We start from the raw sequence: 24,537 nt of genomic DNA, 5'->3' as shown, positions 1-24,537 counted from the left end.
TGAGAAAGCAAATCGCAATAAAAAACTACACCTATTCAAGTGTAAAAATTGCCAATAGCAATCAATCTATGACGGTATTGGTGCTATGAATCTACACCGAAAAGGAATTGAACACATTGGTGTAGTTGCCACAGGAGCATGACTCTTGCGGCAGGGGCGAAGTCAACCGTCCTTATGTTCCACCACACTGAGGTAGGAGAGCCTTGCTCGTTAGCACTACTGGGTAGGAATAAGCGTAATTGCTAATCTATGAGGGTAGATGCACTGTCGAACTCTGACAGACGCAAGCCCCCACTTCAATCAGACCGAAGGTCGATAAGTGGCGGGTTGTTGACATAAAACTTATAATCAGAAAGTTCAACGAAGAAGGGTTTACCTTTTTGATTGTTGATAAAAAACGAGAAAGCAATGGGGTGTTTAAAGCAAATAAAAGGATCGCGCAAGTTGAAGAATGTCGTACGAAATGATCAAATTTTCTTATAAAAGAATCATTGGATTAAATATTATAAAAGCATGTTTTGATCAAACTTCTTTCAAAACATGCTCTTTCTATATGTTTATTTATCAAAGGGAAATCGCTTTATTTTGATCAAACTTTATTCTAAAGCTACTCATCATCAGGCTCATGCGTATCCATCCCCATTATATAACTTACAACAAAACACTCTGTTGCTTCTTTTTATTAATCTGTCGACCTTTTCCATGCGGAATACACATCGGAGTGCCAAATAAAGGGTCTTCTGTGATGTCGCAATTCATTTGAAATACATCTCTTACCATATCCGTGTTTACGATATCTTCTGGTTTCCCTTGTGCGTATATTTTTTTATCACGAATTGCCACAATATGATGCGCATATCGACAAGCCAGATTTAAATCATGCAAAACCATAACAACCGTGCGATTTTCCTGTTCATTCAGATCAAACAAAAGGTCCAAAATCTCTATTTGATGGGTCATGTCTAAATATGTGGTCGGTTCATCCAGCAAAATAATATTGGTTTTCTGTGCCAGTGTCATCGCAATCCATGCTCTTTGTCTTTGTCCACCAGATAATGAGTCAACCGCTCTTTCTGGAAATTCCTGCATACGTGTCGCTTCAAGGGCTTGTTGAACAATTTTTTCATCCTCTTTCGACCATTGTTTTAACCAGCTTTGATGGGGATATCTTCCTTGCTTAATTAGCTGCAAAACGGTAAGACCCTCTGGTGCGATCGGGCCTTGAGGAAGAATGGCAAGACGTTTTGCGACCTCTTTGGTTGATAGACTACCTACCAGGTCACCCTCCAATAAAATACCCCCTGACTTTGGCTTTAAAAGACGGGCGAGTGATCGCAATAAAGTTGATTTTCCGCAGCCGTTCGCCCCGACTAAAACCGTTATTTTCCCTTCAGGTATTTTCAGGTCAAGATTCTCGATAATATAATGTTCTCCATAACTCAGAGTTAAAGACTGTGCTTCTAACACACTCATTGTCTCAGTCCTTTCTTTACAATCTTATGTCATTTCTTCACTTATATCGGTTTCTGTACAACAAATAAATAAAAAATGGCGCCCCTATCCCCGCTGTAAAAACACCTGCTGGGATATCGAGTGGTAGAAAGGCTGTCCTCGCTGCCATATCAGCCAGCATGACAATGCTTCCACCTATTAGGGCAGATATAGGGACTAATCCGCCAAACGAACGCCCGGCAATCATTCTCCCAATGTGAGGTGCGATTAACCCGACAAACTCGATTCCACCTGCAAATGCTACCGCAGACCCGGCCAGCACAACACTGATAAAAAGAAGCAAAAGACGCTGCAATTCCACTTTTACACCAAGCCCCATAGCTACATTGTCACCTAATTCGGCTGCATTAACAGTCCTCGAAAATAAAAGTGTAATAGGAATAAAGAGAAGAAACCATGGCAGCATCGAATAAACATCTATCCAATTCGCCCCATACAAGCTGCCTGTCAACCAAAGATAAGATTTAGTCGTTACAGCTGCTTCACTTAATACAAGCATCATCGTGACAAAAGCTTTCATGATGGCGGCGATGCCAATTCCCATCAGTACAAGGCGGATCGGCGTGACGCCTTTTTTCCATGACAGCCCATAAATAACGATGGCTGAAATAGCTGCCCCTCCGATTGCGGCTGCAGGAAGCCAGGTCAGGCTTACTGCCCCCATTAAATAAACAATAAAGACGATGGCGCCAACGGACGCCCCGCTTGTAATCCCGATAATATCCGGGGAAGCGAGGGGGTTTCTGATCACTCCCTGCAAAATTAATCCGGATACGGCAAGCGCCGCTCCAACCATAAAAGCAAGCAACACTCTAGGCAGCCTCAATGTATTCAAGACAAAATCATACTCTCCATTCCCATAGCCGAGTATCTGTTTGATCACCGCGTTGGGAGCGATAAAACTGCTTCCAACTGATAAACTGAGCATGAAAATCCCCAATGATAATAAAATGAGAAGCAGAATGATCCTCCATGTTTTTTTATACGTTTGGAATGAAAGTGAGCCCGATTTTGTTCGTACCGTGAGAAAATTAGTCATTTTTCGATAACCCCCTGCGTGCAATATAAACAAAAAATGGAGCCCCTATTACAGCAGTCATCACGCCAATGGGCATTTCCTGTGGCATAATCACAAACCTTGCTGCTATATCAGCTAATAACAATAGAATGGCTCCAATTAAAGCACTAAAAGGAATGACCCATCGGTAATCAGGACCTACGAGACCCCGAACCATATGCGGTACAATTAAGCCAATAAATCCGATTGAGCCAGCTACAGCTACTGAGCCGCCAGCTAGCAACACAACAATGACCCCAATCATGACCTTCACGAAAACCGTCCGCTGCCCAAGGCCTTTTGCTACGTCATCCCCAGACATCAAAATGTTAATAGGCCGTCCTAAAAAAAAGGTAAGAAAACTAGCACCCAGCATAAATGGTAATACAGGTAGCAACATATCCATACTGCGTCCCGCAACCGATCCTGCTAGCCAAAATAAAATACTTTGTATGGCCTGCTCATCAATCACTAGTAAGCCTTGCGTAAACGAAACAAAAAGAGCCGTTATCGCCGACCCAGCCAATACGATTTTAATAGGGGTTAATCCATCTCTTCCGACGGAACCAAGGAAGAAAACGAGTACTCCAGCAACGGCTGCTCCTAAAAAAGCGATCCACATATAACTAACTAATGAGTTAATGGAAAAAAAAGTGGCAGAAAAAACGATAAAAAAGAGTGCACCGGCATTAATGCCAAAAATATCAGGAGCTGCCAATGGATTTTTCGTTAACGCTTGCATAAGAGCACCTGCTATGGCAAGGTTGGCACCAATGACAGACGCTATAATGGCTCTCGTTGTTCGCGATGTTGTAATAATAATATGTTCCGTGTTCGACTCGTCATAGTTGAATAAGGCATCGAAGGTTGTCTGTAGTGGAATCGTTGTCTGGCCAAGCGCTATGCTCAGCATAAAGGAGACAACAAATAAAGAAACGCAAACAAATAATCCTCCTATTTTCAAAGATGGACGAGAAAGTAAATGCTCCATATGAATCCTTCTTTCAATCTTTGTGTGATCTCATACTCTTTATAAAACGAACATAAAAAAGGTAGACAAAAATAGGAGAAAGAATATTCTCCTCCTATCCGTGTGCTTACATGATTATTTTTCTAATTCAAATCTGTCATAAATATCATCCAGCATTAAGTTAGCCGATCTGATTCCGCCGCCCATATTCCAAATGATTTCATCCACTGTATACACTTGATTAGCTTTTACAGCATCGAGATTTTTCCATAATGGATGGTTCGTCCATTCATCATGTGTTTTCTTCACAGCTTCATTGTCTTCCATAAACATATAAAAAACGTCTGCGTTCATTTGAGTAATGCTTTCTTTGTCCGTCAGCTTCACAACATCCAGACTTTTATCCGTAATATTTTTAGGGCCGGCAAAACCAAGTTCACTTAAAATAGAACCGGCAAAACCTGTCACATAAATGCGGGCATGGTCTTCTCTAAAGTTGAGAACAGATACGTGAAGAGGCCACTGGTCGCCCATTTTTTCTTCGATTTTCCCTTGAAAGTCAGCAACGCGGCTGTCCCATGCAGAAAGAAGCTCATTTGCTTTTTCTTCCTGGTTCATCGCTTCGCCCATCATTTCAACGGTTCCTTTAAAATCAAATACCGTTTCATGTACAACAGTCGGCGCAATTTGAGACAATTGCTCGTAAATTTCTTCGTGCCGTAATTTAGACGCAATAATTAAATCCGGCTTCAACTTTGCGATTTCTTCTAAATTTGGCTGTGTTTCCTGTCCCACAATTTGGACGCCCTCTAAATCTTCTTTCAGGTAGTTATAAATCGGCTGCTCCAGCCATGATTCAACGACACCTACGGGCTTAAAGCCCATTTCCACAGCGGCATCTGTTGCTCCTTGATATAAAGTAACAATGTTCTTTGGCGTTCCTTCAATGGTTGTCGTTCCCATCGCATGGGTGATTTCCCGGGAACTTTCTGTTTCTGCTTCTTCGCCACCCTCATTTGATGTTCCTTTTGATGACTGGCTTCCACAGCCAGCTAAAAACATCAACATGGATAACATAAGTACTAGTAAAGAAAATGAAGATTTTTTTGCAAATGAATACGTAAGTACAGACATATTGATCCTCCTTTTTTTAAACGATAATGATAATCGTTATCATTTGTTATTATATTCTATTAATTAACTTATATCAATACTTAAATCACTTTTAAATTAGACTTTATAATGTCTTATAAGATTTGCATCAAAATACTTATCGTTGTAAATCCGCATTTTCCCGATGCTATCCCGTAGTTAAATATCAACGGTTATTTATTACTATGGTTCAATAACATCAATTTCAGTGCTTTATCTGTACATTTATCCCGCATTAACGGGCAGTAAGACCCCCGCTTCAAGACGTCGAAAAGAAAAGAAGGATAAGCGAGGGATCAACTATCCGTAAAAGCCCGATTGGTTCGGGCCGGCTGAACCCAGTCACTCACGTATTGTCGCAGGACGCGGTGCTCTTTACCTGAGTTCTTTTTTATTTAATAGGAGATAGCGAACACAGATTAAGATCGTCACGTCCTGTGACAACGTCTGCATGATTCACATTCTGTGAACCTAGCCCCCAATGAATGAAGTTTCACTTTATATGCTAAGAGCTGCTGAAAGCGTTCGCATTTTGCGAGATTGAAAGAAAAGGACAGATGACGACAAATACAGGAATGAAGCATTCCGACAATATGGAATTGGAGATGAAGAAAGGGATAAAGGGGTCTTATTCGTTTTAGCTACGGAAGATCGAAAGGTTCGTATTGAAGTGGGCTATGGCTTAGAAGGACAAATTCCAGATGGAGTAGCAGGACGGATTCTCGACGACCATACTATTCCAGCTTTAAAAGCAGATGAGCCAAATAAAGCGGTAATGGATACATTTGAAGTATTGATTCAAACTGTGAAAGGCGAATATGAAGGGCTAGATGCGGCAACGGATGAAGAGTGGGGTTGGCTTGATTGGGTGATTCTCCTTATCTTTTTAGGAGTGGGACTACTCATCATTCTATTTATTATTTTAGTCATTATGGGAATATTTAAAGGTAGCGATAATTCATCTCAAGGTGGAGGAACCTTTAATACTAATGATGACTACTCAAGCAGTGATAGTTATTCGAACAGCGACGATTATTCTTCCGGTGGCGGCGGCTCGTCTGGAGGTGGTGGTGCAGATAGAGATTGGTAGCTCAATTTTTAAAAGAGTCAATCTTATTTTTAGCAAATATGGACCTTCATGGGTAGATATTAAAAACTATTATTACTAAAGATCAAAGAAATAGATAAAGAAGTACATTATAATTCGACTGTAAACAAATAAAATACACTATAAAACCGAAAATTGTAACACCTCATTTAGATATAAAGCGGTGAACTGTATCATAAATAACTTTAAACTAAAACAAAAAATCTCACTGGAGGAATAACGAATCCAGCGAGATTTTTTGTTGCTTTCTTTAGAGGGTAATCGAATTTATACATAACGCACATCACAATTTTTGCCTTCTCATCCATTGTGTTGCAACCCACTTTTCACCAGCTATAACAGGTGCTCCACTATGTAAAGTTAGGTCGTTTACGTTTTTATCGTTATAGAAATATTCGAAATACACCGCCATTCCCTTTTGTGGAGATACTGAAAAATTTAGTTTAGGAAAAAAGGTTTCTCCACCTTGTTCTACATCATTTAAGTACATGACGAGTGTACTAATTCTATTATTTTTTGCTGATTTACTTGTTGGTGAAAAAAAATCAACATGAGCTTTATACTCCTGACCAGGAGTATATTTAAGAATTTGAATACCATCCCCATGTTCAATGGGTATATTCATAATAGATGATACTCTTTTTTCAACTTTGATAATGATATCGTTTTCATTTTTTTGAAAAAACATACCACTACTTGTTCTTATTTCATTTACTTCGTGTTCAGCTCCAACTTTTGAACGCTGCATTTTGTCTTTTGACAATGTAATGAGCTCATCACATTCTTCGTCACTCAAAACATTTCCTAAAATGACTATTAGTGGTTCTTCTAATCGAGCGATGATATTAATTTTTCTATCTTCAGTTTGAAAATTATTTCCTATATGACCAAAAATAGTTTGTTCTTTAACAGTTGATTGTTTACTATCCATTATCAACTTTCACCAGCCCCTTAAAAGATTTAATTTTCTGAATAATTAATTTGTTTTATTTATGTAAGCGGCTATCTACGATAATTATATCATAGATTTAGTTCAAGTTTTCAAATTGTTGTTACATGAATAAAAACTAATACTCCCTTGTTAAAGGGGGGCATATAAGTGCCCAACCCACACAGCTATAAAATGATGCCGCATTTTCAAGTTGCCGTTTGGTATATGCAAGTATTGGTGCGATAATGAAGCAACTTATACCGGTTGCCCTTTTGATGTTCAATGAAATGTTATATGAGAATAAAGTTAGTTCATTTTAAATCGTCATTAGTCAGCTACATAATTTTTTAGTTGCCGAAGGATATGATTGATCTAATTCAACCGTAACGAGTAAGTAAAAAGCTGTATCAGTGAGTATATCTTTACTATGTAAATAAGTGTTTTGGGGGAGTTTTGATACTTTAAATTAAGGCTCTATTAGCAGATAGTATTCATTTCCTTAAATAATGGAACATTTAATTTAAAACTCTTTTGTTGAACTTGAACTAGCTAAAAATGCAGTATCCATTAACTTTATTATCGACTTTCAGGCAAGAAGACCCCCATCTCCAAATATGCGAAAGGCGTAGCCCAGTAGTAAGTGGGGGATGAATTGCCTTCGGACAAGGGTTCGCTTTAGCGGTCTCGATTGTCCGACTGTTCGAGCATTATTTGCAATAGATGAAAAATAGCTTGTGTGCGAGTACCAAAACCCTTTTGTTCTTTGTATGTGTCCACTCTATTTAAAAGAGTTTTGGGGAATCGTAGCACCACTGATTGTTTTTCCATGTATTCACTCCTACAATGAATATCGAATATGGTGTAATATGTATAAATTAACACATAAGGAGGTGAACGTCATGGTCACCAACAAAGCATATAAATTTCGTATCTATCCAAACAAAGAACAAGAAATTCTTATTGCCAAAACTATTGGATGCAGCCGTTTTGTATTCAACCATTTTCTTGCAAAATGGCATGAAGCCTACAAAGAGACAGGGAAGGGGCTGACCTATGCGTCATGTTCAGCCAAACTCCCGTCTCTTAAAAAAGAACTCGTGTGGCTGAAAGAAGTGGACAGTATTGCCATTCAGTCATCCGTGAAACATCTTGCCGACGCGTATGAGCGTTTCTTCAAGAAACAGAACAAAGCGCCACGATTCAAATCGAAAAATAATCAAGTGCAGTCTTACACAACGAAGCAAACAAACGGCAATATCACTGTTTTCGATAAGCAGATGAAATTACCCAAACTTGGACTTGTCCGTTTTGCAAAAAGCAAAGAAGTAGAAGGGCGTATCTTAAACGCTACGGTGAGACGAAATCCAAGTGGGAAATATTTTGTGTCCATTCTTGTTGAAACAGACGTACAGTCCTTAGAAAAAACAGGTTCTTCCGGAGGCGTTGACGTTGGATTAAAAGATTTCGCTAATTTATCAAATGGAACCGTGTATACGAATCCGAAGTTTTTCCGTTCACTTGAAAAGAAATTGGCAAAAGAGCAACGTATTCTTTCAAGAAGAAAAGAAATCGCCATCAGACAAACGCGTAAACTGTCCGAATCAAAAAATTATCAAAAACAGCGCATAAAAGTCGCTCGTCTTCACGAACGTATAGCAAATGCACGTACCGACTACCTGCATAAAGTTTCAACCGACATCATCAAAAACCACGATGTGATCGGGATGGAAGATTTGCAGGTAACGAATATGTTGAAAAATCATAAATTAGCGAAGTAAGTTGGACGCAATTCCGCTCTATGCTTGAATATAAAGCAAAATGGTATGGTAAGCAGGTCATTGTGGTGGCGAAAAACTTCCCTTCCAGCCAGCTTTGCTCTTGTTGTGGCTATAAAAACAAAGACGTTAAAAATCTCGCATTACGTGAATGGGCATGTCCAGAATGTCACACTCATCATGATTGAGATATAAACGCAGGACAAAATCTTAAAAACGAAGCGATCCGACTTCTAACCGCAGGGACTGCGGGGTTAGCCTACTAAATAACTGGCGGTTACGCTGGTGATCTTAGGAATCCCCCACTTCAAGCAACTCATCAGAGTGTTAATTGGTGGGTAGTTCAATATGTTACATAGTATCGATAAAAAAATGGATACTAAATATGAAAGCTAAAAGGAGTGATACTTATGGCAATGTGTCCGCTATGTAACTCATTAAAAGTATTCGAAATGTATTGTCCAAAATGTACTTCTCGATTAGATGATTCAGGTAAGGTATCGGATTTTTTAGACCCTTATGGTCATTATGATGATGAAGAGACTGTAAAAATGGGTGATGGGTATCCCAATACAGCTAAAAATCAAATTTGCCCTCATTTAATGGTCTGTAATAATTGTGGATATGATGTGGTGAAGTTCGTACAAGAAGAATAGCTGATTAAAATTACTGGCATCAACCAATACGTAAGTATTTATGCCTTCTCGATAGAAGTAAAATAATTTTTCTGCAACTAACGGAGACATAAGTTAAAAAAAGTAAAAAAAGACGAGTGATATCGTCTTTTTTCACCTTTATAGCTGTCTAGCTCTTTTATTTAAGCGTCCTACGAGTGGTACTACAATTATACCGGCTATTACGACTTGCAAAACGTTTCCGGGGATAGAGCCGATTGGCTGTATCCAGTTACCGTAAAGGATAGATTCGGCAAAATAGTAGCCTACGATTTTTATAATCAGTGCAACGGCCACTGCCAGTGTGTTTACAAATATTCTTTTGCCAGGTACTTTTTCGGATATGAGGCCGGCTAAAAAGCCCATTGTACCTACAATGATGAATGTAAACGGTGCCCATATAGCCCAACCAGAGATAAGATCGAACAAGCCCATCCCGAAGGCGCCTGCTATGGCTCCTGTTTTTTTGCCATAAATGAAGGCTGCTATAAAAAGAGGCACGTTACCTAGATGGATTAGGCCTCCGTTACCCATTATTGGGAGTTTTATGTTGATGAACATTGTGGCTACAACAGTTAACGCGATGAAAAGGGCATTGATGACTAGAGCTTTTGTTTTAGTTGTTTCTGTCGATAATAATGTTGAATGCATATGATAACCTCTTTCTTTTTTTAGAATATTATCTTACTACTAATTGGATAAATAATAAATACGTACTTAATTTATCCCGCATTAACGGGCAGTAAGACCCCCGCTTCAAGCCATCGAAAAGAAAAAAGGAGGATCAGCGGGGGATCAACTGCCCGTAAAAGCCCGATTGGTTCGGGCCGGCTGAAACCGGTCACTCAGGTATTGCCGCAGGATGCGGTGCTCTTTACCTGAGTTCCTTTTTATTCAGTGGGGCTAAGAGGAAGGCAGACTAAGATCGTCACGTCCTGTGACAACGTCTGCCTGATTCACATCCTGTGAACCTAACCCCCACTGAATGAAGTTTCACTTTATTTAGACCTCGTTTTTTATAACATCCCCAATCTGCTGCATTTCCTTCAGTTACTCCCTGGGTACTTGTTTCATTTACCTGAAGAAAAAGAAGGCTGCTCTGGTTGTGTAGGAGGGATAGGCGCTTCTACTGGTTGTTCCTTAATAACCTCTTTCTTTGATTGGTTTTCAATTGTTTTCTTTGTTTCTTCTTGATTAGGCATATCATTTTCAGAAGAAGCAGGAACTTCCTCAATTTCCAGCGAATCGGACTGTTTGAACCAATCGGCTACATACCCATCCTGATTTTCGTCAGTCTCGTTTTTTTCTTCAGATTCTATTTCACTTTCTTTTTGAGTTTGACTGGCCGGCTTTTTTGCTTCCTCAGGTACGGCTTCTTTCTGTTCTGTGGTAACTGGTTGTTTTACTTCCGTAGGGACAGGGCCCTTTGTCAAAAATTGATTTAGAAGGACTGTGAAGAAGATAATGGCTAAAAGGAGCGATGCGGTGAGGTAGATAGTAACCGCATTATGTTTTTTTATCATCAGTCATACCTCGCATTTCAAATTTAATAAAAATAAATACACGCCGCAGGATGTTAATAAAATCAGAAAGACGTTTCATTACATTTTCCTGCAACAAAAGATTTAATCCAACCATTTTCCATCTTAATATGTTAGTTACTTACTAGTTCACTAACATCAGAAGATCATTGGATAAAATCTCCTCAAGGTCTTCTAAATATTGTTTAAACAGTAATAGGTCATAATAAGTGAAGGAATCCCTATTTAAATTTTAGCATGATAAGTAAGGAGTAGAATACAATTGTATTCTTCCAAACAGAGAAAATGGTAACAGTCGTTTCTTTGAATAAGTATGTTTCTATTTATGAACAAATATGCTGTAATAGTGATAGAACAATATTTCATCCCGTTCTAAGTAGTCAAAGAAGTGAGGAATTGATCGTGAAACAGTTTAAGAAATTTTATTTAGAGATTACAAGTGTATGTAATCTCGCATGCAGCTTTTGTCCGCCAACAGAACGGCAGAAGCAATTCATTTCTGTGGAGGATTTTTCTAAGAGATTAGACCAAATTAAACCTCACACAGACTACATTTATTTACATGTAAAAGGTGAGCCACTGCTCCATCCTAAAATAGACCAGTTGTTAGACTTAAGTCATGAAAAAGGGTTTAAAGTTAATATTACAACCAATGGAACATTAATTAATAAAAACAAGCACAAATTATTAAATAAACCTGCACTAAGACAAATGAATTTTTCACTTCATAGCTTTGATGGCCATGTTGGCTCGAAAGATAAGGAAGGATATGTGAAGAGTATACTTTCTTTTATTAAAGAGGCAACGAGCCAATCAGAAATGATTGTTTCGCTAAGACTATGGAATCTCACACAAGACAATGCGACGAATCTTGAAAGAGAACGAAACAGACAATTACTAGAAATTATTGAGAAAGAGTTTGGTTTAAAGTACAAAATTGAAGAGAAGGTCGTACCAGGAAGTGGCGTGAAAATTGCGGACCGCATCTTCATCAATCAAGATTACGAGTTTCAGTGGCCTGCGTTACATGAAGAAGAGGACGATGGGAAAGGCTTCTGCCATGGCCTTCGAAATCAAGCAGGTATTTTAGCAAACGGAACTGTTATCCCTTGTTGTCTAGATGGTGAGGGAGTTATCAACCTTGGAAATATTAATGATGCGTCATTTTCTGATATTATTGAGATGGATCGAGCAAAAAACCTTGTAGATGGTTTTTCACGAAGAGTGGCGGTAGAGGAACTATGCAGAAAATGCGGATATCGCAAAAGGTTTGGGAAATAGATAGGCAAATGGCCAGTAGTGAGTAAGTTAGATTCTTTCCAGCCCACTATCACATTTAGATATAACACGGTGAACCTTACCATAAATAACTTTAAACTAAAACAAAAATGAGCTGCATCCCAATTGTTAGACACAATCTAATAATAGGGGTGCAGTTTATCTATGCTTACATTCACTTTAGAAGACAAGCTAGAGGCTATTACTACATATTTATAGGGGCATAAAAGTTTTACCACAATAGCGAATGAGCTCAATATATGCACATCTGTCGTAAGAAACTGGATGAAATAATATGAACATCATGGTATAAAGGCTTTTGTTTAATTTGTTACAAATATTTCATACTTATTTCACAACTCTTTTATACAATGAAACTATTAAAGTTTTGGGGGATGAATGATGATGAAAAAATTACTATTTGGTGCTATTCCATTATTTCTGATGCTCACAGCTTGTGGCAGTACAGAAGAAGAGGGGACTGGAAAGGTAGAAGAAACAGAAAACGTACAACCTGATGAAAAAACGATGTCTACAGAAGTTACAGCGAATGCTGAACGTGAATGGATAGTAGATGAACGCCTGCAAGAGCCAACGGAAGATACGATTTGTGAAATGTGTAACATGAAAGTATATATGAAAGATGACAAAATGGGTGTCTTTTCAGCACAAGCTGTGAAAGCAGATGGCTCGATTGCGTTTTATGACGATATTGGTTGTTTATTAAATGCAGAGTTTGCGCATGAAGAAGTAAATGAAAAATTTGTACGTGATTATCATACATTAAATTGGTTCAATGTAGACGATGCCTATATTGTTAAAACGGCATTAAAGTCACCAATGAATTGGGGATATATTTTCTTTAAATATGAAGAAGATGCAACGACTTATGTTACTGAAAACGAAGGTGCAAAATTAACACCATTACATGATATTCGTAAGGAAGCCCTTGAGCGCCGTAAGAAAAAAATGGCACAACGTGAAGCTGAACAAGGCGAGAATTCGCATCATGAAGAACAACATGAAGAAGGTCATGGCCACGGCATGTAAATAAAAAATTCAAACGAGCTGCTCTAAACTTTAGAGCAGCTTTCTGTAATGAGGCGTAATATGAAACGATTCCTATACTTGAGTTGCTTTTTGTTATTTTTAGGATTTGGTCAAACAGCATTTGCATCGAATGATCTGCAATCATTAATTGATGAAAGTCCAGCGGGGGCAACAATTTATTTAGAAAATAAAAGTTACGATGGTCCTATCATGATCACAAAGCCAATCACGCTAATTGGTAAGGAGAAAACGTCGATTCAATCTGAATCAATAGGGGTTCAGGTTGTAGAAGCAGCTAACGTACACTTACAATCGTTGCAATTTGATGTGTTGAAAACGGCAATTGAACTAAAAAATGTGAAAAAGAGTACAATCACTAATGTTGCCATTGATAATTCAAATGAAGGCATCCGTATGTTTAACGCAGAAAATATACACGTGAATGGGATTATGATTAAGGGAAAAAGCGGCCATTTTGCTACTAAAAAAAATGGGATTGGCGTCTATGATTCGCGTGATATTGAAATTACTGGTACCAACATTGAAAATGTACAAGACGGACTTTATATTGAAAATACAATGGATATATTTGCACAAAAAAACATCATTAAAAGCGGCCGTTATGGTATTCATTTAATGTACTCTGATGACATCACGTTGACTGAAAATGAGATTTCAAAAAATGTCACAGGGTTGATGGTTATGATGGTAGATGGAATAACGATTACACATAATCAGATTCAAAAACAAAATGAACTTAACAGTAACGGTCTTTTTCTATATGATGTGAAAAATGCGACCGTTGCTAAAAATGAGTTAGCAGAAAATACGGTGGCAAGTATTTTACAAAATGTACAAATATCGAAAATAACGAACAATCTTTTTTGTATCAACGGTACCGCCATTCAAGCGACGAAAGCATCGGAAGTGGTCGTAACGAATAATACATTTATGGGGAATATTTTAACAGCTCGTTCGGACTCAACTGGATTTCACCTAACGGGCAATTCGTATGATGATTATGACGGTAAAGATTATGATGGCGATGGTATAGGCGATACACCGTATACGGCCGTAAAAAGTTTTGGGCAGTGGATGGTTAGAAAGCCCGTTTATCAATATTTTATTGAGTCACCTAGTGTTGTTATGTTGAATTTAATGGATCAGCAAGGGAATAATTCAGCACCAGTAGTACTTGTGGATACGAAACCAAAATTATTTCAAAGCAGTATTAAATTAAAGTTCAAATTACATGTGCCACAGCTTATTTTAGGGCTAATCTGCCTTATCTTCATTGTAGTTGTAGGGAGGAAATTATCGTGAAAAATAAAATATTAGCACTCGTGACACTCGCTATTGTACTTGTTGGTTGCAGCGAACAATCGTATGAGCCAAAAGAGATAAATCCAGAAACCGCCATTTGCAAAATTTGCAATATGAGCATTACGGAGATGGACTTTGCGGGACAAATCATATTTAAAAACGGTGATCATGATGTATATGATGATTTAGGTTGTTTAGTGGAATATATTCTTGAAAGTGGAGAAGACAAAATTGGAGCAGCTTATATTAAAGATGCTCAAGACCACACATGGATTGATGTGAAAGAGGCAACGTATGTGTATGCATCTGATATTTGGACACCGATGAATTACGGTGTGCTTGCATTTGCTTCAAAGGAGCAGGCCAATCAATACTTGGCTGACCAGGGCACAGGAAAGTTACTAGCATATGAAGATTTATTAACATTTGAATGGGGAATCCACACGCACTAATGGATAAGCAAATGATACGTTTAGAATGCAAACAGCTTGTACGCAGTAAATGGGTACAAATCGTAACGGTACTATTTGTCGTTATTTTTATCTCTATATTAATGATTCAACACCTTGCTATGCCAGATGTGACTGGATTTACAAGACAATCCGCATCACTGCTAAATATTTTATTATTTTTATTACCACTATTTATGTTGACGATAGGCAGTATGAATATCGCAAGTGACGTCGAAACGGGCTGGTTCGGCTTGTTGAAAACTTATCCACTAAAGGTGCGGCATTATACAATGACGAAGTATATAGCATTATGCAGTGTGTTTTCAGGTATTGTTATCCTTGCGATCAGTATGGCTTTATTAATCGGCGGTTTTCTAGGGGGCATTCGTCTACCTCTTTATTTTGTGTTACTTACGGTCATGATGATTATGATTTTTAATGCGATTAGCTTATTAATAGGGAGTTTAGCAAAAAATAGATTACACGCATTAGCAATCGGACTGGGTATATGGTCACTATTCACATTGCTCTATTCATATATTGTGATGGCGATTGGCACCGTCGTGGCGGAGCATATTCTTCGAAAATTAGTCATGGTCTTGATGCATCTGAATCCACTGGAGTGGATTCGATTTAGTTATTTCCTATGGTCGAAACAAACAGCTGTACTCGGACCAGCATTTTATGACATCTCAACATTTTATCAAACGCTAGTTGGAATTGGCGTCTATATGCTTGTGACGGCGGTATGGATTGTGTTACCGCTTAGTATGACATCGATTGTATTAAAGAATAGGGGACAAAAATAATGGTCGTCCAAGTAAATAATGTAACGAAACGATATAAGCAGAATCGTGGTGTCAATCAGGCAAGCTTCACATTACATAATGGTGAAATTATTGCATTGGTTGGCGCAAATGGAGCAGGGAAAAGTACGTTAATACAGCTTTTGATTAAACAAATTAAACCAGATACTGGTGAAATCGTATGGCAAGATAACGAAGAACTACGCTATATGCCAGATGATTTGGCATTCCCAGAAGCGCTAACGGCTGAAGAAATCCTCCATTTACTAGGGAATTTAAAAAAAGTAAGTAAAGAACGACAGCACATCATATTAAAAGAAGTTGGTCTATTTGAAGCAAAGGAATTAAAAGTTGGACAATTTTCAAAAGGGATGCGACAACGTCTAAATTTAGCGCAAAGCATGATGGGTGAAGGTTCTCTTTTTATCTTAGATGAACCAACAAATGGGTTGGATCCGTATTGGATTGCGCAGTTAAAGAAGGTACTTTTACATGAAAAACAAAACGGGCAAATTGTACTTTTTTCAACACATTTATTAAGTTTAGCAGAGGAAATCGCAGATAGTGTTATTCTATTAAATGACGGTGAAATACTCGCAACAGGTACAATTTCATCCTTATTAGAACGAGAAAACTGTACGAATTTAGAACAAGTTTGGTTGAAGTTAACGAAGAAGGAGGGGCTCTGATGAAACGTTTTGTCGGACTAGTTGTTGTCTGTATTCTTCTAGGGTTTTTAGGAAAGGAAATATATACAAGCTCTCAACAACACGTAAATAAAGAAGAGCTTGTTGTGAATGAGGATAATAAAAAGGTCATGCAAGCAACCAATTTTGAATTACCGACGATTGATGGGCAAATGATGGATTTACACAGTCAGCGAGGGAAAGTAGTCATTTTAAATTTTTGGGCAACATGGTGTCAGCCTTGCCAAAAAGAAGTACCACATCTACAAGCTTTTTATGAGAATTTTAAGGATAAAGATGTCGAAATATTAGCTGTTAACTTATCACATAAAGATAATAGGGTAAAGGTAATCCAATCATTTGCAAAGAAATACAATGTTACTTTTCCTATTCTGTTAGACAAAAAAGGTGAAGTGAGTACGATGTATGGCGTGTTTACAGTTCCTACAACGATTATTTTAAATCGTGAAGGTGAAATTTTGCATGAAATTGCAGGACCGCTTGATGAAAATATGCTAGAAGAACTGATTCAACCGGCATTATAAGTAAATTACAGATAGATTTCTTGTGATTCAATCGGTCCTTGCCAGCTTATCATACCTTCTGACACAGGACGACGTTTTTTCATGGTTCTCTCACTTACTGAAGAATTACACCGCTTTCTATCTCCAACGATTCTACAAGAAACTGCCAGACAAGTTGGTTTTGTGCAGTCGATTAGAAGCTACTACTGAAGTACTGATGAGCCCTGAAGGATTGAATCAATGCTTTAATCCTTCAGCTGTCGCATTTCTTCGACAAGTCTTTCCCTCTCTTCTCAAGCAAAAACTATGTTCAAATCAATCGCTTTCTGCACACATGCTTTCTACTTTCAATCGTATTCGTATTTTAGATGTGACAGTGTTTCAACTACCTGATCATTTCGCTTGTAAAGCAGGTCATACGGTCATTCGCAGAACACAATAAGGAAAGAAAAGATGTAATGATTATTTACCTTATTAATAATGCAGGTGTGGAGAACAGCAAATAATATATGGAATATGATATAGAGAAGGAGGCTAATAGAAATGAATAAACATATTAAATATGATCCTAATTCATTTAAATAGTAACGGTTTAAATTTTAAAAAATTCCAAATATTATGTTGTAAAAGAGTAGCAGAGAAATCAATTGAATTTCAATTGATTAAAGAGGGGGGATGATTGATGGACTTAACACAATTGCCAGTTGAATTGTGGGTACAAGGGGTTTTTTGCGTGTTGTTTGTATGGCTGTTACGCATTCAAATGGCTGAGTCAAAAGAACGTGAAAATAAATTGATGGCGCAGATCGAGCGACAGAATGAAACGCAAGATAAAATTGTTTGTTCATTAGAAAGATTAGAAAAAGACATTAATGAAATTAAAAATAACGAGCGAGAGTGAGTTATATGCAAGGCATTAAAAGTATTGATACAGGGACCATTGTTCGCGCAGTGGTTCTTTTTGTTGCGCTTATTAATCAGGGACTTGCCTCCTTTAGATACAGCTCGATGCCGTTTAATAATGAACAGGTTGAATTCGCTTTTTTAAAACAACAACTATCATTTATTCAGATATTCTCATATGACCAATGGCAACTAGCTGTTCATATTTGGTTAATTTGCCCGTCAGTTTTTGCCCTTGGTTTGTCATCTGCTCGCTTGTATATACATCATTCAAAAAGAAATTATTTTCAAAAAAAGGGACGTTCATTTCGGTGGCTACTGACGCCACTTATCTTGTCGTCTTGCTATCGAGATAAAAAAGCCCATATTCTTTACGCAGCTGTAGAAGAAACATGATATTCCTCCAAATTAAAGGTTATCCCCCCTGATTATTGAAATGATGATCACTTTCGTTTATCCCGCATTAACGGGCAGTAAGACCCTCGCTTCAAGACGTCGAAAAGACAAGAAGGATAAGCGGGGGATCAACTGCCCGTAAAAGCCCGATTGGTTCGGGCCGGCTGAAGCCGGTCACTCAAGTATTGCCGCAGGACGCGGTGCTCTTTACTTGAGTTCCTGTTTCATTTTTCATTCAGTAGGGGATAGTGGAACGCAGACTAAGATCGTCACGTCCTGTGACAACGTCTGCATGATTCACAATCTGTGAACCTAACCCCCCCTGAATGAAGTTTCACTTTATAAAGTAGGGACGACCATATGTATATAAAAATGTTATTGATATTTTCTCAAAGTAACGGGTGCGATGCTTAAATAAGGTATGGCCTTTTTGGTTTGATTAACGTAGAATATTGTGAAGTATTGTACTTAAAGTAACGGGTGCGTTAATATAAGAAAGTTCGGTAGAAAATTTTTTCCGTTTGATTGTGAAAAAAGAACATCTTTAATGATTTAAAATTAGACAGCAAAAAACCTTAAGGAGAAAAGATAATGTTAAATTCTGATTTGGATATACGCTTAGAACCGCGCATTAAAGAATTATATCAATTGCATAAGGAACGTTCTGCAAATGTTGACTGGAGCTATCACGAATTTATTCCATGGGACAAGGCTATGTCCTTTAAACGAGTTCCTTGGGATGAGAGTCAAGTAACTCTTCCAGAAGGTATCATTGTAGCGATAGAAACAGCACTACTTACAGAAGTAAATTTACCTTGGTATACTTCGCATTTGGATTATACATTTAAAAATTCAATGGAAGTAATAAATGATTTCGTACGCACTTGGACGGCTGAAGAAGACCAGCACTCTAACTTACTTGAAACGTATTTATTGGTGACACGAAACGTAAATCCTACAAGGTTGCATGAGTTAAGAAGACGAGTAGTTGAAAGCGGTTGGTTTCCAGACTTCACGAACCCTCTAGCAACAATGGCCTATACTTCATTGCAAGAGTTAGCCACACTCGTTTTTTATAATAATATAGCTAAAATAGCGAGTCCACACGACAAAGAGTTAGCAACATTACTTCGACGTTTAGCGAAAGACGAAGCACTTCATTATGCATTTTATCGTGACACAGTGAAAGCACATCTTGAACTTGATCCGAATTTCATTGTTTATTTTGAAAATGTAATTATTAATTTCTCTATGCCGGGCGCCGTTATGCCAGACTTTAACGATAGAATGAAAACCATTGCAATAGATGCGAATTATGGCCCACTACAATACTTTGACCAAGTATTAGATGTAATTGTGACTTATTGGGATATTGCTAACTTACAACCTACTAGCGAAGATGCCAAACAATCACAAGCGAATATATTGAAATATCATGGTCGTTTAAAAAGAATTAGGGATCGCCACCTAGTAAAAAAATAAAAGGTAGGTGTAAGAAAGGATTTTTTACAATGAACACAACTTGTGAATTATGTGAAAAAGAAACGAAAGATAAAGTAAGTTATTTAGAACTTGAAACGTGGGAATTTGATTTTCTAAAGAAAGAGAAAAAAGATTTTTACTCTATGTGTTTCGATTGTTTTGATAAACATACCAATCATTTTATTGACAAAGAAATAGATCTTGAATTAAGAAAAAAACGTTCTCTTTCGGTAAATAGAGAGATCCAAGAAGAAATCGAGGCTATTCTTGAAATCGAAAGTTAATTCTAGTTGACAATTACTGAACTTGGAAAAATATGAAATAATAATTGGACTGGTTTCCAAGGAGGAAATTGTTTTTTGTCCTCTAAGAGTAAGTATACAAAGAGCTAGACCAATTATAATTCAGTTCTTCATTTTTCATAACTTGCCATGGATTAACCGGTGAATACCGTGGTTACTTAACTCCATTTCAGCAGCTATCTGGATTCCATAGCACAATAACAAAAAGCCAGTTTTTCTAGTTTACGGAAAGCTGGCTTTTTATTTATTATTTATTGAACTAATCGTTTGTGAGGAAATGTATTTAAACTAACGGGGGCGTTAGTTCAAGAAGACCTGTAAAAAAGAGCGATTTGTTTCGGTCTTTTTTCTTTGGTTAAAAATTAACAGAGCCTGTTTATTAAATGTACATATTTAAGCTATGCTATAAACCCATATTAGGCTGTTCTGCCTATTTACAAATAATGGCATACAAAAGCGGGTATTTTAGAAGCTTAAAGGGGAGCGGATTCGATTCAAGTAATGGCGAATTTCTAGTGAAACTTCATGATGGGACGGAAAAACAATTAAACGTATTCTAACCAGAGTTTAAATAGATTGATTTTTAAGACAAAGATGATGAAGCGGGTAGACTATGGCGAATAAGCATTCAGAAGCGCGTGTAGCCTATGTTATGAATTAGAAGATGAAAAGTAGAAAAACGCTTATAGAGGAGACAAGCTGCCGCCAGATGATCACTTTGTTTTATAAAGCAGGGACGATCATATGTATATAAAGACTGGTGTTGATTTTCTTATTGAGCTAACGGAGCAGGTTAGTTGAACAAGTATAAATTGAAAAGTTTAAAGTTATAGAGCATTTCTTTGTAATGAGGAATGCTTTTTTATCTTTGTCTAAAATTTAAAGAATATTTATATAACAATAATAATATAATTAAAAATAACAAATTTTTATTGTAAAACGATAAATTTTGTTTTAAAATCAAGTTGAAAATAATGAAGTGAGGTGCTTTTTATGAAACAAGGAACAACACTCTTTTTAAAGATAGCTGTTATTATTATTGGAATTCCTGTTCTTGCTTTATGCATATTTTTGGTGCCTGAGATAGCGAATTATGCAACAAAATTGTATCCAGATATTACTTACTTGAAATATCTCGTTTTAATCGGTTTGTATGCAGCCGCGATCCCTTTTTACTTCGCTTTGTATCAGGCTTTTAAACTTTTAAGCTATATTGACAAGGACAAAGCTTTCTCGGAATTATCTGTAAGAGCTTTAAGAAATATAAAATACTGTGCAAGCACAATCAGTATCTTGTATGTGATAGACATGCCACTCTTATATCTCATAGCAGAGAAAGACGATGCTCCAGGTATCATATTAATCGGATTGGTCATAATCTTTGCTTCAATGGTGATTGCAGTCTTTGCTGCTGTTCTTCAACAGCTATTAAAAAATGCCATAGACATAAAAACAGAAAATGATTTAACGGTCTAAGGTGAATAACATGGCAATTTCAAGTAAGGTGCTTTTTATGAAACATACACAAGGTTCAACCATTTTCTTGAAAGTAGTTGTTTCTCTTATTAGAATTACGGCATTTGCTTTGTGTATATTTTGGTTACCTGGGATAGCCAGTAGAGATGCAGAAGTGAATCCAGAGACTACTTACTTGCGATATCCCTTTTTAGTATGTACGTATGTACTGTCTATTCCATTTTTTGTTGCGCTGTATTAAACATTTAAATTTTTAAGCTACATAGAGAGGAGCAAGGCTTTCTCCGAATTATCTGTTAGGGCTTTGAGGCATATAAAGTACTGTGTAATCACAATCAGCATCTTAATTGTATTAGGAACAATATTCGTAGGTATATTTATTGAAGGTGACAGAGCAGGTGTTACAAGTCTGGGATTAATGTGCACTTTTGCTTCAAGCGTAATTGCATCCTTTATGGCTCTTCTTCAAAGGCTTTTAAAAGAGGCGATTGATATAAAATCAGAGAACGATATAACCGTGTGAGGTGAAAACAATGGCAATTATAATCAATATTGATGTGATGCTGGCTAAAAGGAAAATGAGCGTAACAGAACTTTCGGAAAGGGTTGGAATAACAATGGCTAACCTTTCTATATTGAAAAATGGAAAGGCAAAAGCAATTAGGCTTTCAACTTTAGAGGCAATTTGTAAAGCATTAGCATGTCAACCCGGAGATATTTTAGAATACCAAAGTGATGAAGACACCCAAGATTAATAAAGTGGGGATATTTAACATTGAAAGGAGGAGAAGGATTTCTATTCCTTTCAATGAATCAAATTCATAAAAGGGAAGTTGCTCATGAATTTAATCATTCAAAATGATTCCAGGTTTTCTTCCTTTATTCTAATCAGTAAAGCTTTTAGGTTATATTGAGAGTAAAAATGCATTTTCAGACCTATCTGTTCATTCGTTGAATCAAATTCAACGCTATGCTCTATCTATTGTTATCTTATACATAATAGGAATGTTTTTGCTTCTAGCCTTTTAAAATAAAAGAAATTATTCGACGATGAACTTATGTACATAACCCTAAATCTATTTAGTTACTATATTAAGCAGGGCTTACATAGATTCAGAAAAAACCTTTGGAGGCACAAATCATGAGAGCACTAAAACAACTCGTTCGTTTTGGTTGGGAGCAGGCCCTATCATGTTTGTTTCCTGTCGTTATTTTTGTCTCTTTGGCATTTACACAAATCATGTCACTTCCCTTCCTACCACGGTATGACGGGCTGCTCATCATCTGTCTTCTGATGCAGTGGTGGATGGTGCGTTCTGGGCTTGAAACACGGGATGAGTTAAAGGTTATCACATTGTTCCACCTTATTGGACTTGCTCTTGAACTTTTCAAGGTACATATGGGCTCCTGGTCTTATCCAGAGGAAGGATATTTCAAAATTTTTGGAGTGCCTTTGTATAGCGGATTCATGTACGCAAGTGTAGCGAGTTATCTTTGCCAGGCGTGGAGGAGGCTTAAGGTTGAACTGGTTAAGTGGCCACCGTTTTTGGTAGTTGTACCTCTTGCAGCTGCGATTTATTTGAATTTTTTCACTCACCATTATTGGATTGATGTCCGCTTTTGGTTATCTGGACTTGTCATTATCGTCTTTTGGCAATCATGGGTCACATACGAGGTTGATGGTACTCGTTATCGTATGCCACTTGCACTTTCTTTTGTGCTCATCGGATTTTTTATATGGATAGCCGAAAATATCGCAACGTTCTTTGGAGCCTGGGAATATCCAAATCAAACTGAGGCATGGAGTCTCGTTCATCTAGGAAAGGTGAGTTCATGGCTCTTATTAGTGATTGTTAGCTTTCTTATAGTAGCGACGTTAAAGCAGGTTAAGGGAAAAAGTTCTACTAGGATAGATACTAGTCAATTATTATAACTGTTAAGAACTATCTCAAAAAGGATTATATGTAAATGAAGACTATTGTTGATTTTCTTTAGGATGAAAGGTGATTTTATTTAAAAAAAGTCTACACCAATGTAGGCTTTTTTTTATACTATATTTTGGGGGTGAAAAAATGCCAAGAGTAAGTTACCGAAGTTCGGACGTTGACTTAATGGCGAGGATGATGAGAGCAGAAGCAGAAGGTGAAGGAAAACAGGGGATGTTATATGTTGGGAATGTAATTGTTAATCGTCTTAAAGCAAATTGTTTAGACTTTAACAATTTAAGAACAATTCCCCATGTTATTTATCAAATACAAGGCAGTAATTATGCCTTTGAAGCTGTTCAAAAAGGTACTTTATTTTATCAGAGAGCGAGAACTGCTGAAAAAAGATTAGCAAAACAGAATTTGGATTATTGGAGACAACAACCAGCTAAATATTCTCTTTGGTACTTTAATCCATATGCGCCATGCCCTCCAACATGGTACGATCAACCTTTTGCTGGTCAATTTAAAAATCATTGTTTTTATGAACCAAAAGCCGGAACATGTGATAATGTTTATACTTATTGAATTAACAGGTGCGTTAGTTCAATAAGACCTATAAAAAAGACCGATTTTTTCGGTCTTTTTTCTTTGATTAAAATTTAACAAAGCGTTTTTATTAAACATACTTATTTGAGTTAAGTCATAAATTCTTGTTTGGCTGTTTCGCTTATTTACATATAAACACATACAAAAGCAGGTACTATAGAAGCCAAGATAGGAACGCGTTCAAGCAAAGGCGAAGTTCCAGCGAAATTTCATGATGTGACTGAAAAACAATTAAACGTATTTTAACCAGAGTTTAAATAGATTGGTTTTTACGATAAAGATAATGAAACGGATAGACTAGGATAAGAAAGCCTTTAGAAGCACCTATAGCTTATTTTCTGAAAGAAGACAGTGTTAGAAGAGATGAAAAGTAGAAAAACGTCTGTAGTGAGCACAAGAGGTCCCCAGATGATCTCTTTGTTTTATAAAGCAGGGACGATCATATGTACATAAAGACTGGTGTTGATTTTCTTATTGAGCTAACGGGGCAGGTTAGTTTAACAAGTATAAATTGAAAAGTTTAAAGTTATAGAGCATTTCTTTGTAATGAGGAATGCTTTTTATCTTTGTCTAAAATTAAAAGAATATTTATATAACAATAAAAA

25 protein-coding genes and 4 pseudogenes are annotated in these 24,537 nt (G+C 37.2%); 21 read left to right on the top strand and 8 right to left on the bottom strand.

Annotation, left to right across the window (positions count from 1 at the left end):
* Positions 1 to 651 precede the first annotated feature (651 nt).
* The 4 genes from BLL40_RS09505 to BLL40_RS09490 all read right to left on the bottom strand — a co-directional run bounded on the left by BLL40_RS09505 (position 652) and on the right by BLL40_RS09490 (position 4,673).
* Positions 652 to 1,473, bottom strand: coding sequence for an ABC transporter ATP-binding protein (locus BLL40_RS09505; RefSeq protein WP_073711658.1), 822 nt, complete (start codon positions 1,471 to 1,473; stop codon positions 652 to 654).
* Positions 1,474 to 1,510: 37 nt separating this feature from the next.
* Entirely contained in the window at positions 1,511 to 2,551 is a 1,041-nt protein-coding gene (locus tag BLL40_RS09500) for a FecCD family ABC transporter permease (protein WP_073711657.1), read from the bottom strand.
* Positions 2,544 to 3,560, bottom strand: a complete 1,017-nt coding sequence (locus tag BLL40_RS09495; protein ID WP_073711656.1) for a FecCD family ABC transporter permease — start codon at positions 3,558 to 3,560, stop codon at positions 2,544 to 2,546. The genes BLL40_RS09500 and BLL40_RS09495 overlap by 8 nt, the downstream gene beginning before the upstream one ends.
* 114 nt (positions 3,561 to 3,674) lie before the next feature.
* A complete protein-coding gene (locus BLL40_RS09490; protein WP_073711655.1) occupies positions 3,675 to 4,673 on the bottom strand; it encodes an ABC transporter substrate-binding protein in 999 nt (332 codons plus the stop codon).
* Positions 4,674 to 5,289: 616 nt separating this feature from the next.
* Between BLL40_RS09490 and BLL40_RS09485 the strand changes: the two genes are divergently transcribed.
* Entirely contained in the window at positions 5,290 to 5,781 is a 492-nt protein-coding gene (locus BLL40_RS09485; protein WP_083566469.1) for a TPM domain-containing protein, read from the top strand.
* Positions 5,782 to 6,082: 301 nt separating this feature from the next.
* Here the strand turns inward: BLL40_RS09485 and BLL40_RS09480 are convergent, their stop codons facing one another.
* Together BLL40_RS09480 and BLL40_RS17565 are read right to left on the bottom strand one after the other, a co-directional pair.
* On the bottom strand, positions 6,083 to 6,730 hold the full coding sequence (locus tag BLL40_RS09480; protein ID WP_095532839.1) for a 2OG-Fe(II) oxygenase: 648 nt from the start codon (positions 6,728 to 6,730) through the stop codon (positions 6,083 to 6,085).
* Positions 6,731 to 7,405: 675 nt separating this feature from the next.
* Positions 7,406 to 7,558 (bottom strand): hypothetical protein, encoded by a 153-nt coding sequence (locus BLL40_RS17565; RefSeq protein WP_173799915.1) that lies wholly within the window; start codon positions 7,556 to 7,558, stop codon positions 7,406 to 7,408.
* A gap of 71 nt (positions 7,559 to 7,629) precedes the next feature.
* Here BLL40_RS17565 and tnpB point away from each other — a divergent pair.
* Both tnpB and BLL40_RS09470 read left to right on the top strand, forming a co-directional pair.
* Positions 7,630 to 8,771: pseudogene (tnpB, locus tag BLL40_RS09475) on the top strand (IS200/IS605 family element RNA-guided endonuclease TnpB).
* A 144-nt stretch (positions 8,772 to 8,915) separates the two neighbouring features.
* Positions 8,916 to 9,161 carry a hypothetical protein gene (locus tag BLL40_RS09470; RefSeq protein ID WP_073711652.1) on the top strand — a complete coding sequence of 82 codons (246 nt, stop codon included), beginning with the start codon at positions 8,916 to 8,918 and terminating at the stop codon, positions 9,159 to 9,161.
* A gap of 138 nt (positions 9,162 to 9,299) precedes the next feature.
* On the opposite strand, the gene BLL40_RS09465 is transcribed toward BLL40_RS09470, so the two are convergent.
* Complete coding sequence (locus tag BLL40_RS09465; protein WP_073711651.1) at positions 9,300 to 9,830, bottom strand: ECF transporter S component; 531 nt, start codon at positions 9,828 to 9,830, stop codon at positions 9,300 to 9,302.
* A 419-nt stretch (positions 9,831 to 10,249) separates the two neighbouring features.
* Entirely contained in the window at positions 10,250 to 10,702 is a 453-nt protein-coding gene (locus BLL40_RS09460; RefSeq protein WP_073711650.1) for a hypothetical protein, read from the bottom strand.
* Positions 10,703 to 11,122: 420 nt separating this feature from the next.
* Between BLL40_RS09460 and BLL40_RS09455 the strand changes: the two genes are divergently transcribed.
* From BLL40_RS09455 to BLL40_RS09380, 18 genes and pseudogenes are all read left to right on the top strand, one after another.
* Positions 11,123 to 12,001: a radical SAM/SPASM domain-containing protein gene (locus BLL40_RS09455; protein WP_073711686.1), complete on the top strand. Its 879-nt coding sequence runs from the start codon at positions 11,123 to 11,125 to the stop codon at positions 11,999 to 12,001.
* Between the two features lie 396 nt (positions 12,002 to 12,397).
* Entirely contained in the window at positions 12,398 to 13,048 is a 651-nt protein-coding gene (locus BLL40_RS09450) for a nitrous oxide reductase accessory protein NosL (protein ID WP_245797924.1), read from the top strand.
* 60 nt (positions 13,049 to 13,108) lie between these two features.
* Positions 13,109 to 14,371 (top strand): right-handed parallel beta-helix repeat-containing protein, encoded by a 1,263-nt coding sequence (locus tag BLL40_RS09445; protein WP_073711649.1) that lies wholly within the window; start codon positions 13,109 to 13,111, stop codon positions 14,369 to 14,371.
* Entirely contained in the window at positions 14,368 to 14,823 is a 456-nt protein-coding gene (locus BLL40_RS09440) for a nitrous oxide reductase accessory protein NosL (protein WP_083566467.1), read from the top strand. Before BLL40_RS09445 ends, BLL40_RS09440 begins: the two co-directional genes overlap by 4 nt.
* Positions 14,824 to 14,834: 11 nt before the next feature.
* Complete coding sequence (locus tag BLL40_RS09435; protein ID WP_073711684.1) at positions 14,835 to 15,632, top strand: ABC transporter permease; 798 nt, start codon at positions 14,835 to 14,837, stop codon at positions 15,630 to 15,632.
* Positions 15,632 to 16,318, top strand: a complete 687-nt coding sequence (locus BLL40_RS09430) for an ABC transporter ATP-binding protein (protein ID WP_073711647.1) — start codon at positions 15,632 to 15,634, stop codon at positions 16,316 to 16,318. The genes BLL40_RS09435 and BLL40_RS09430 overlap by 1 nt, the downstream gene beginning before the upstream one ends.
* A complete protein-coding gene (locus BLL40_RS09425) occupies positions 16,318 to 16,860 on the top strand; it encodes a peroxiredoxin family protein (RefSeq protein WP_073711646.1) in 543 nt (180 codons plus the stop codon). The genes BLL40_RS09430 and BLL40_RS09425 overlap by 1 nt, the downstream gene beginning before the upstream one ends.
* Before the next feature lie 81 nt (positions 16,861 to 16,941).
* Positions 16,942 to 17,242 (top strand): annotated as a pseudogene (locus BLL40_RS16810) (IS4 family transposase); the annotation flags it as partial.
* 279 nt (positions 17,243 to 17,521) lie between these two features.
* Positions 17,522 to 17,740 (top strand): BhlA/UviB family holin-like peptide, encoded by a 219-nt coding sequence (locus tag BLL40_RS09420; RefSeq protein WP_073711645.1) that lies wholly within the window; start codon positions 17,522 to 17,524, stop codon positions 17,738 to 17,740.
* 5 nt (positions 17,741 to 17,745) lie between these two features.
* Positions 17,746 to 18,138 carry a phage holin gene (locus tag BLL40_RS09415; protein ID WP_073711644.1) on the top strand — a complete coding sequence of 131 codons (393 nt, stop codon included), beginning with the start codon at positions 17,746 to 17,748 and terminating at the stop codon, positions 18,136 to 18,138.
* Between the two features lie 591 nt (positions 18,139 to 18,729).
* The gene (locus BLL40_RS09410) at positions 18,730 to 19,620 is read left to right on the top strand and encodes an acyl-ACP desaturase (protein ID WP_073711643.1); all 891 of its coding nucleotides are present in this window, start codon (positions 18,730 to 18,732) and stop codon (positions 19,618 to 19,620) included.
* A gap of 29 nt (positions 19,621 to 19,649) precedes the next feature.
* Positions 19,650 to 19,904, top strand: a complete 255-nt coding sequence (locus BLL40_RS09405; protein ID WP_073711642.1) for a hypothetical protein — start codon at positions 19,650 to 19,652, stop codon at positions 19,902 to 19,904.
* A gap of 1,011 nt (positions 19,905 to 20,915) precedes the next feature.
* The gene (locus tag BLL40_RS09400) at positions 20,916 to 21,398 is read left to right on the top strand and encodes a DUF2975 domain-containing protein (RefSeq protein ID WP_073711641.1); all 483 of its coding nucleotides are present in this window, start codon (positions 20,916 to 20,918) and stop codon (positions 21,396 to 21,398) included.
* A gap of 37 nt (positions 21,399 to 21,435) precedes the next feature.
* Positions 21,436 to 21,921: pseudogene (locus BLL40_RS09395) on the top strand (DUF2975 domain-containing protein).
* 10 nt (positions 21,922 to 21,931) lie between these two features.
* The gene (locus tag BLL40_RS09390) at positions 21,932 to 22,153 is read left to right on the top strand and encodes a helix-turn-helix domain-containing protein (protein ID WP_073711640.1); all 222 of its coding nucleotides are present in this window, start codon (positions 21,932 to 21,934) and stop codon (positions 22,151 to 22,153) included.
* Between the two features lie 148 nt (positions 22,154 to 22,301).
* Positions 22,302 to 22,427 (top strand): annotated as a pseudogene (locus BLL40_RS18225) (DUF2975 domain-containing protein); the annotation flags it as partial.
* A gap of 112 nt (positions 22,428 to 22,539) precedes the next feature.
* Positions 22,540 to 23,331: a DUF817 domain-containing protein gene (locus BLL40_RS09385; RefSeq protein WP_073711639.1), complete on the top strand. Its 792-nt coding sequence runs from the start codon at positions 22,540 to 22,542 to the stop codon at positions 23,329 to 23,331.
* A 139-nt stretch (positions 23,332 to 23,470) separates the two neighbouring features.
* Positions 23,471 to 23,911 carry a cell wall hydrolase gene (locus BLL40_RS09380; protein ID WP_073711638.1) on the top strand — a complete coding sequence of 147 codons (441 nt, stop codon included), beginning with the start codon at positions 23,471 to 23,473 and terminating at the stop codon, positions 23,909 to 23,911.
* Positions 23,912 to 24,537 lie beyond the last annotated feature (626 nt).

It is taken from the genome of Domibacillus mangrovi (assembly GCF_001906925.1).
Classification (GTDB): Bacteria; Bacillota; Bacilli; order Bacillales; family Domibacillaceae; genus Domibacillus; species Domibacillus mangrovi.
This window is presented reverse-complemented; position numbering and strand designations above follow the sequence as displayed.

Excerpts from the sequence above, each read along its gene's own strand:
- BLL40_RS09505 (WP_073711658.1), bottom strand. The coding sequence starts at position 1,473 with ATGAGTGTGTTAGAAGCACAGTCTTTAACTCTGAGTTATGGAGAACAT.
- BLL40_RS09500 (WP_073711657.1), bottom strand. The coding sequence starts at position 2,551 with ATGACTAATTTTCTCACGGTACGAACAAAATCGGGCTCACTTTCATTC.
- BLL40_RS09495 (WP_073711656.1), bottom strand. The coding sequence starts at position 3,560 with ATGGAGCATTTACTTTCTCGTCCATCTTTGAAAATAGGAGGATTATTT.
- BLL40_RS09490 (WP_073711655.1), bottom strand. The coding sequence starts at position 4,673 with ATGTCTGTACTTACGTATTCATTTGCAAAAAAATCTTCATTTTCTTTA.
- BLL40_RS09480 (WP_095532839.1), bottom strand. The coding sequence starts at position 6,730 with ATGGATAGTAAACAATCAACTGTTAAAGAACAAACTATTTTTGGTCAT.
- BLL40_RS17565 (WP_173799915.1), bottom strand. The coding sequence starts at position 7,558 with ATGGAAAAACAATCAGTGGTGCTACGATTCCCCAAAACTCTTTTAAAT.
- BLL40_RS09470 (WP_073711652.1), top strand. The coding sequence starts at position 8,916 with ATGGCAATGTGTCCGCTATGTAACTCATTAAAAGTATTCGAAATGTAT.
- BLL40_RS09465 (WP_073711651.1), bottom strand. The coding sequence starts at position 9,830 with ATGCATTCAACATTATTATCGACAGAAACAACTAAAACAAAAGCTCTA.
- BLL40_RS09460 (WP_073711650.1), bottom strand. The coding sequence starts at position 10,702 with ATGATAAAAAAACATAATGCGGTTACTATCTACCTCACCGCATCGCTC.
- BLL40_RS09450 (WP_245797924.1), top strand. The coding sequence starts at position 12,398 with ATGATGATGAAAAAATTACTATTTGGTGCTATTCCATTATTTCTGATG.
- BLL40_RS09445 (WP_073711649.1), top strand. The coding sequence starts at position 13,109 with ATGAAACGATTCCTATACTTGAGTTGCTTTTTGTTATTTTTAGGATTT.
- BLL40_RS09435 (WP_073711684.1), top strand. The coding sequence starts at position 14,835 with ATGATACGTTTAGAATGCAAACAGCTTGTACGCAGTAAATGGGTACAA.
- BLL40_RS09430 (WP_073711647.1), top strand. The coding sequence starts at position 15,632 with ATGGTCGTCCAAGTAAATAATGTAACGAAACGATATAAGCAGAATCGT.
- BLL40_RS09425 (WP_073711646.1), top strand. The coding sequence starts at position 16,318 with ATGAAACGTTTTGTCGGACTAGTTGTTGTCTGTATTCTTCTAGGGTTT.
- BLL40_RS09420 (WP_073711645.1), top strand. The coding sequence starts at position 17,522 with ATGGACTTAACACAATTGCCAGTTGAATTGTGGGTACAAGGGGTTTTT.
- BLL40_RS09415 (WP_073711644.1), top strand. The coding sequence starts at position 17,746 with ATGCAAGGCATTAAAAGTATTGATACAGGGACCATTGTTCGCGCAGTG.
- BLL40_RS09410 (WP_073711643.1), top strand. The coding sequence starts at position 18,730 with ATGTTAAATTCTGATTTGGATATACGCTTAGAACCGCGCATTAAAGAA.
- BLL40_RS09405 (WP_073711642.1), top strand. The coding sequence starts at position 19,650 with ATGAACACAACTTGTGAATTATGTGAAAAAGAAACGAAAGATAAAGTA.
- BLL40_RS09400 (WP_073711641.1), top strand. The coding sequence starts at position 20,916 with ATGAAACAAGGAACAACACTCTTTTTAAAGATAGCTGTTATTATTATT.
- BLL40_RS09390 (WP_073711640.1), top strand. The coding sequence starts at position 21,932 with ATGGCAATTATAATCAATATTGATGTGATGCTGGCTAAAAGGAAAATG.
- BLL40_RS09385 (WP_073711639.1), top strand. The coding sequence starts at position 22,540 with ATGAGAGCACTAAAACAACTCGTTCGTTTTGGTTGGGAGCAGGCCCTA.
- BLL40_RS09380 (WP_073711638.1), top strand. The coding sequence starts at position 23,471 with ATGCCAAGAGTAAGTTACCGAAGTTCGGACGTTGACTTAATGGCGAGG.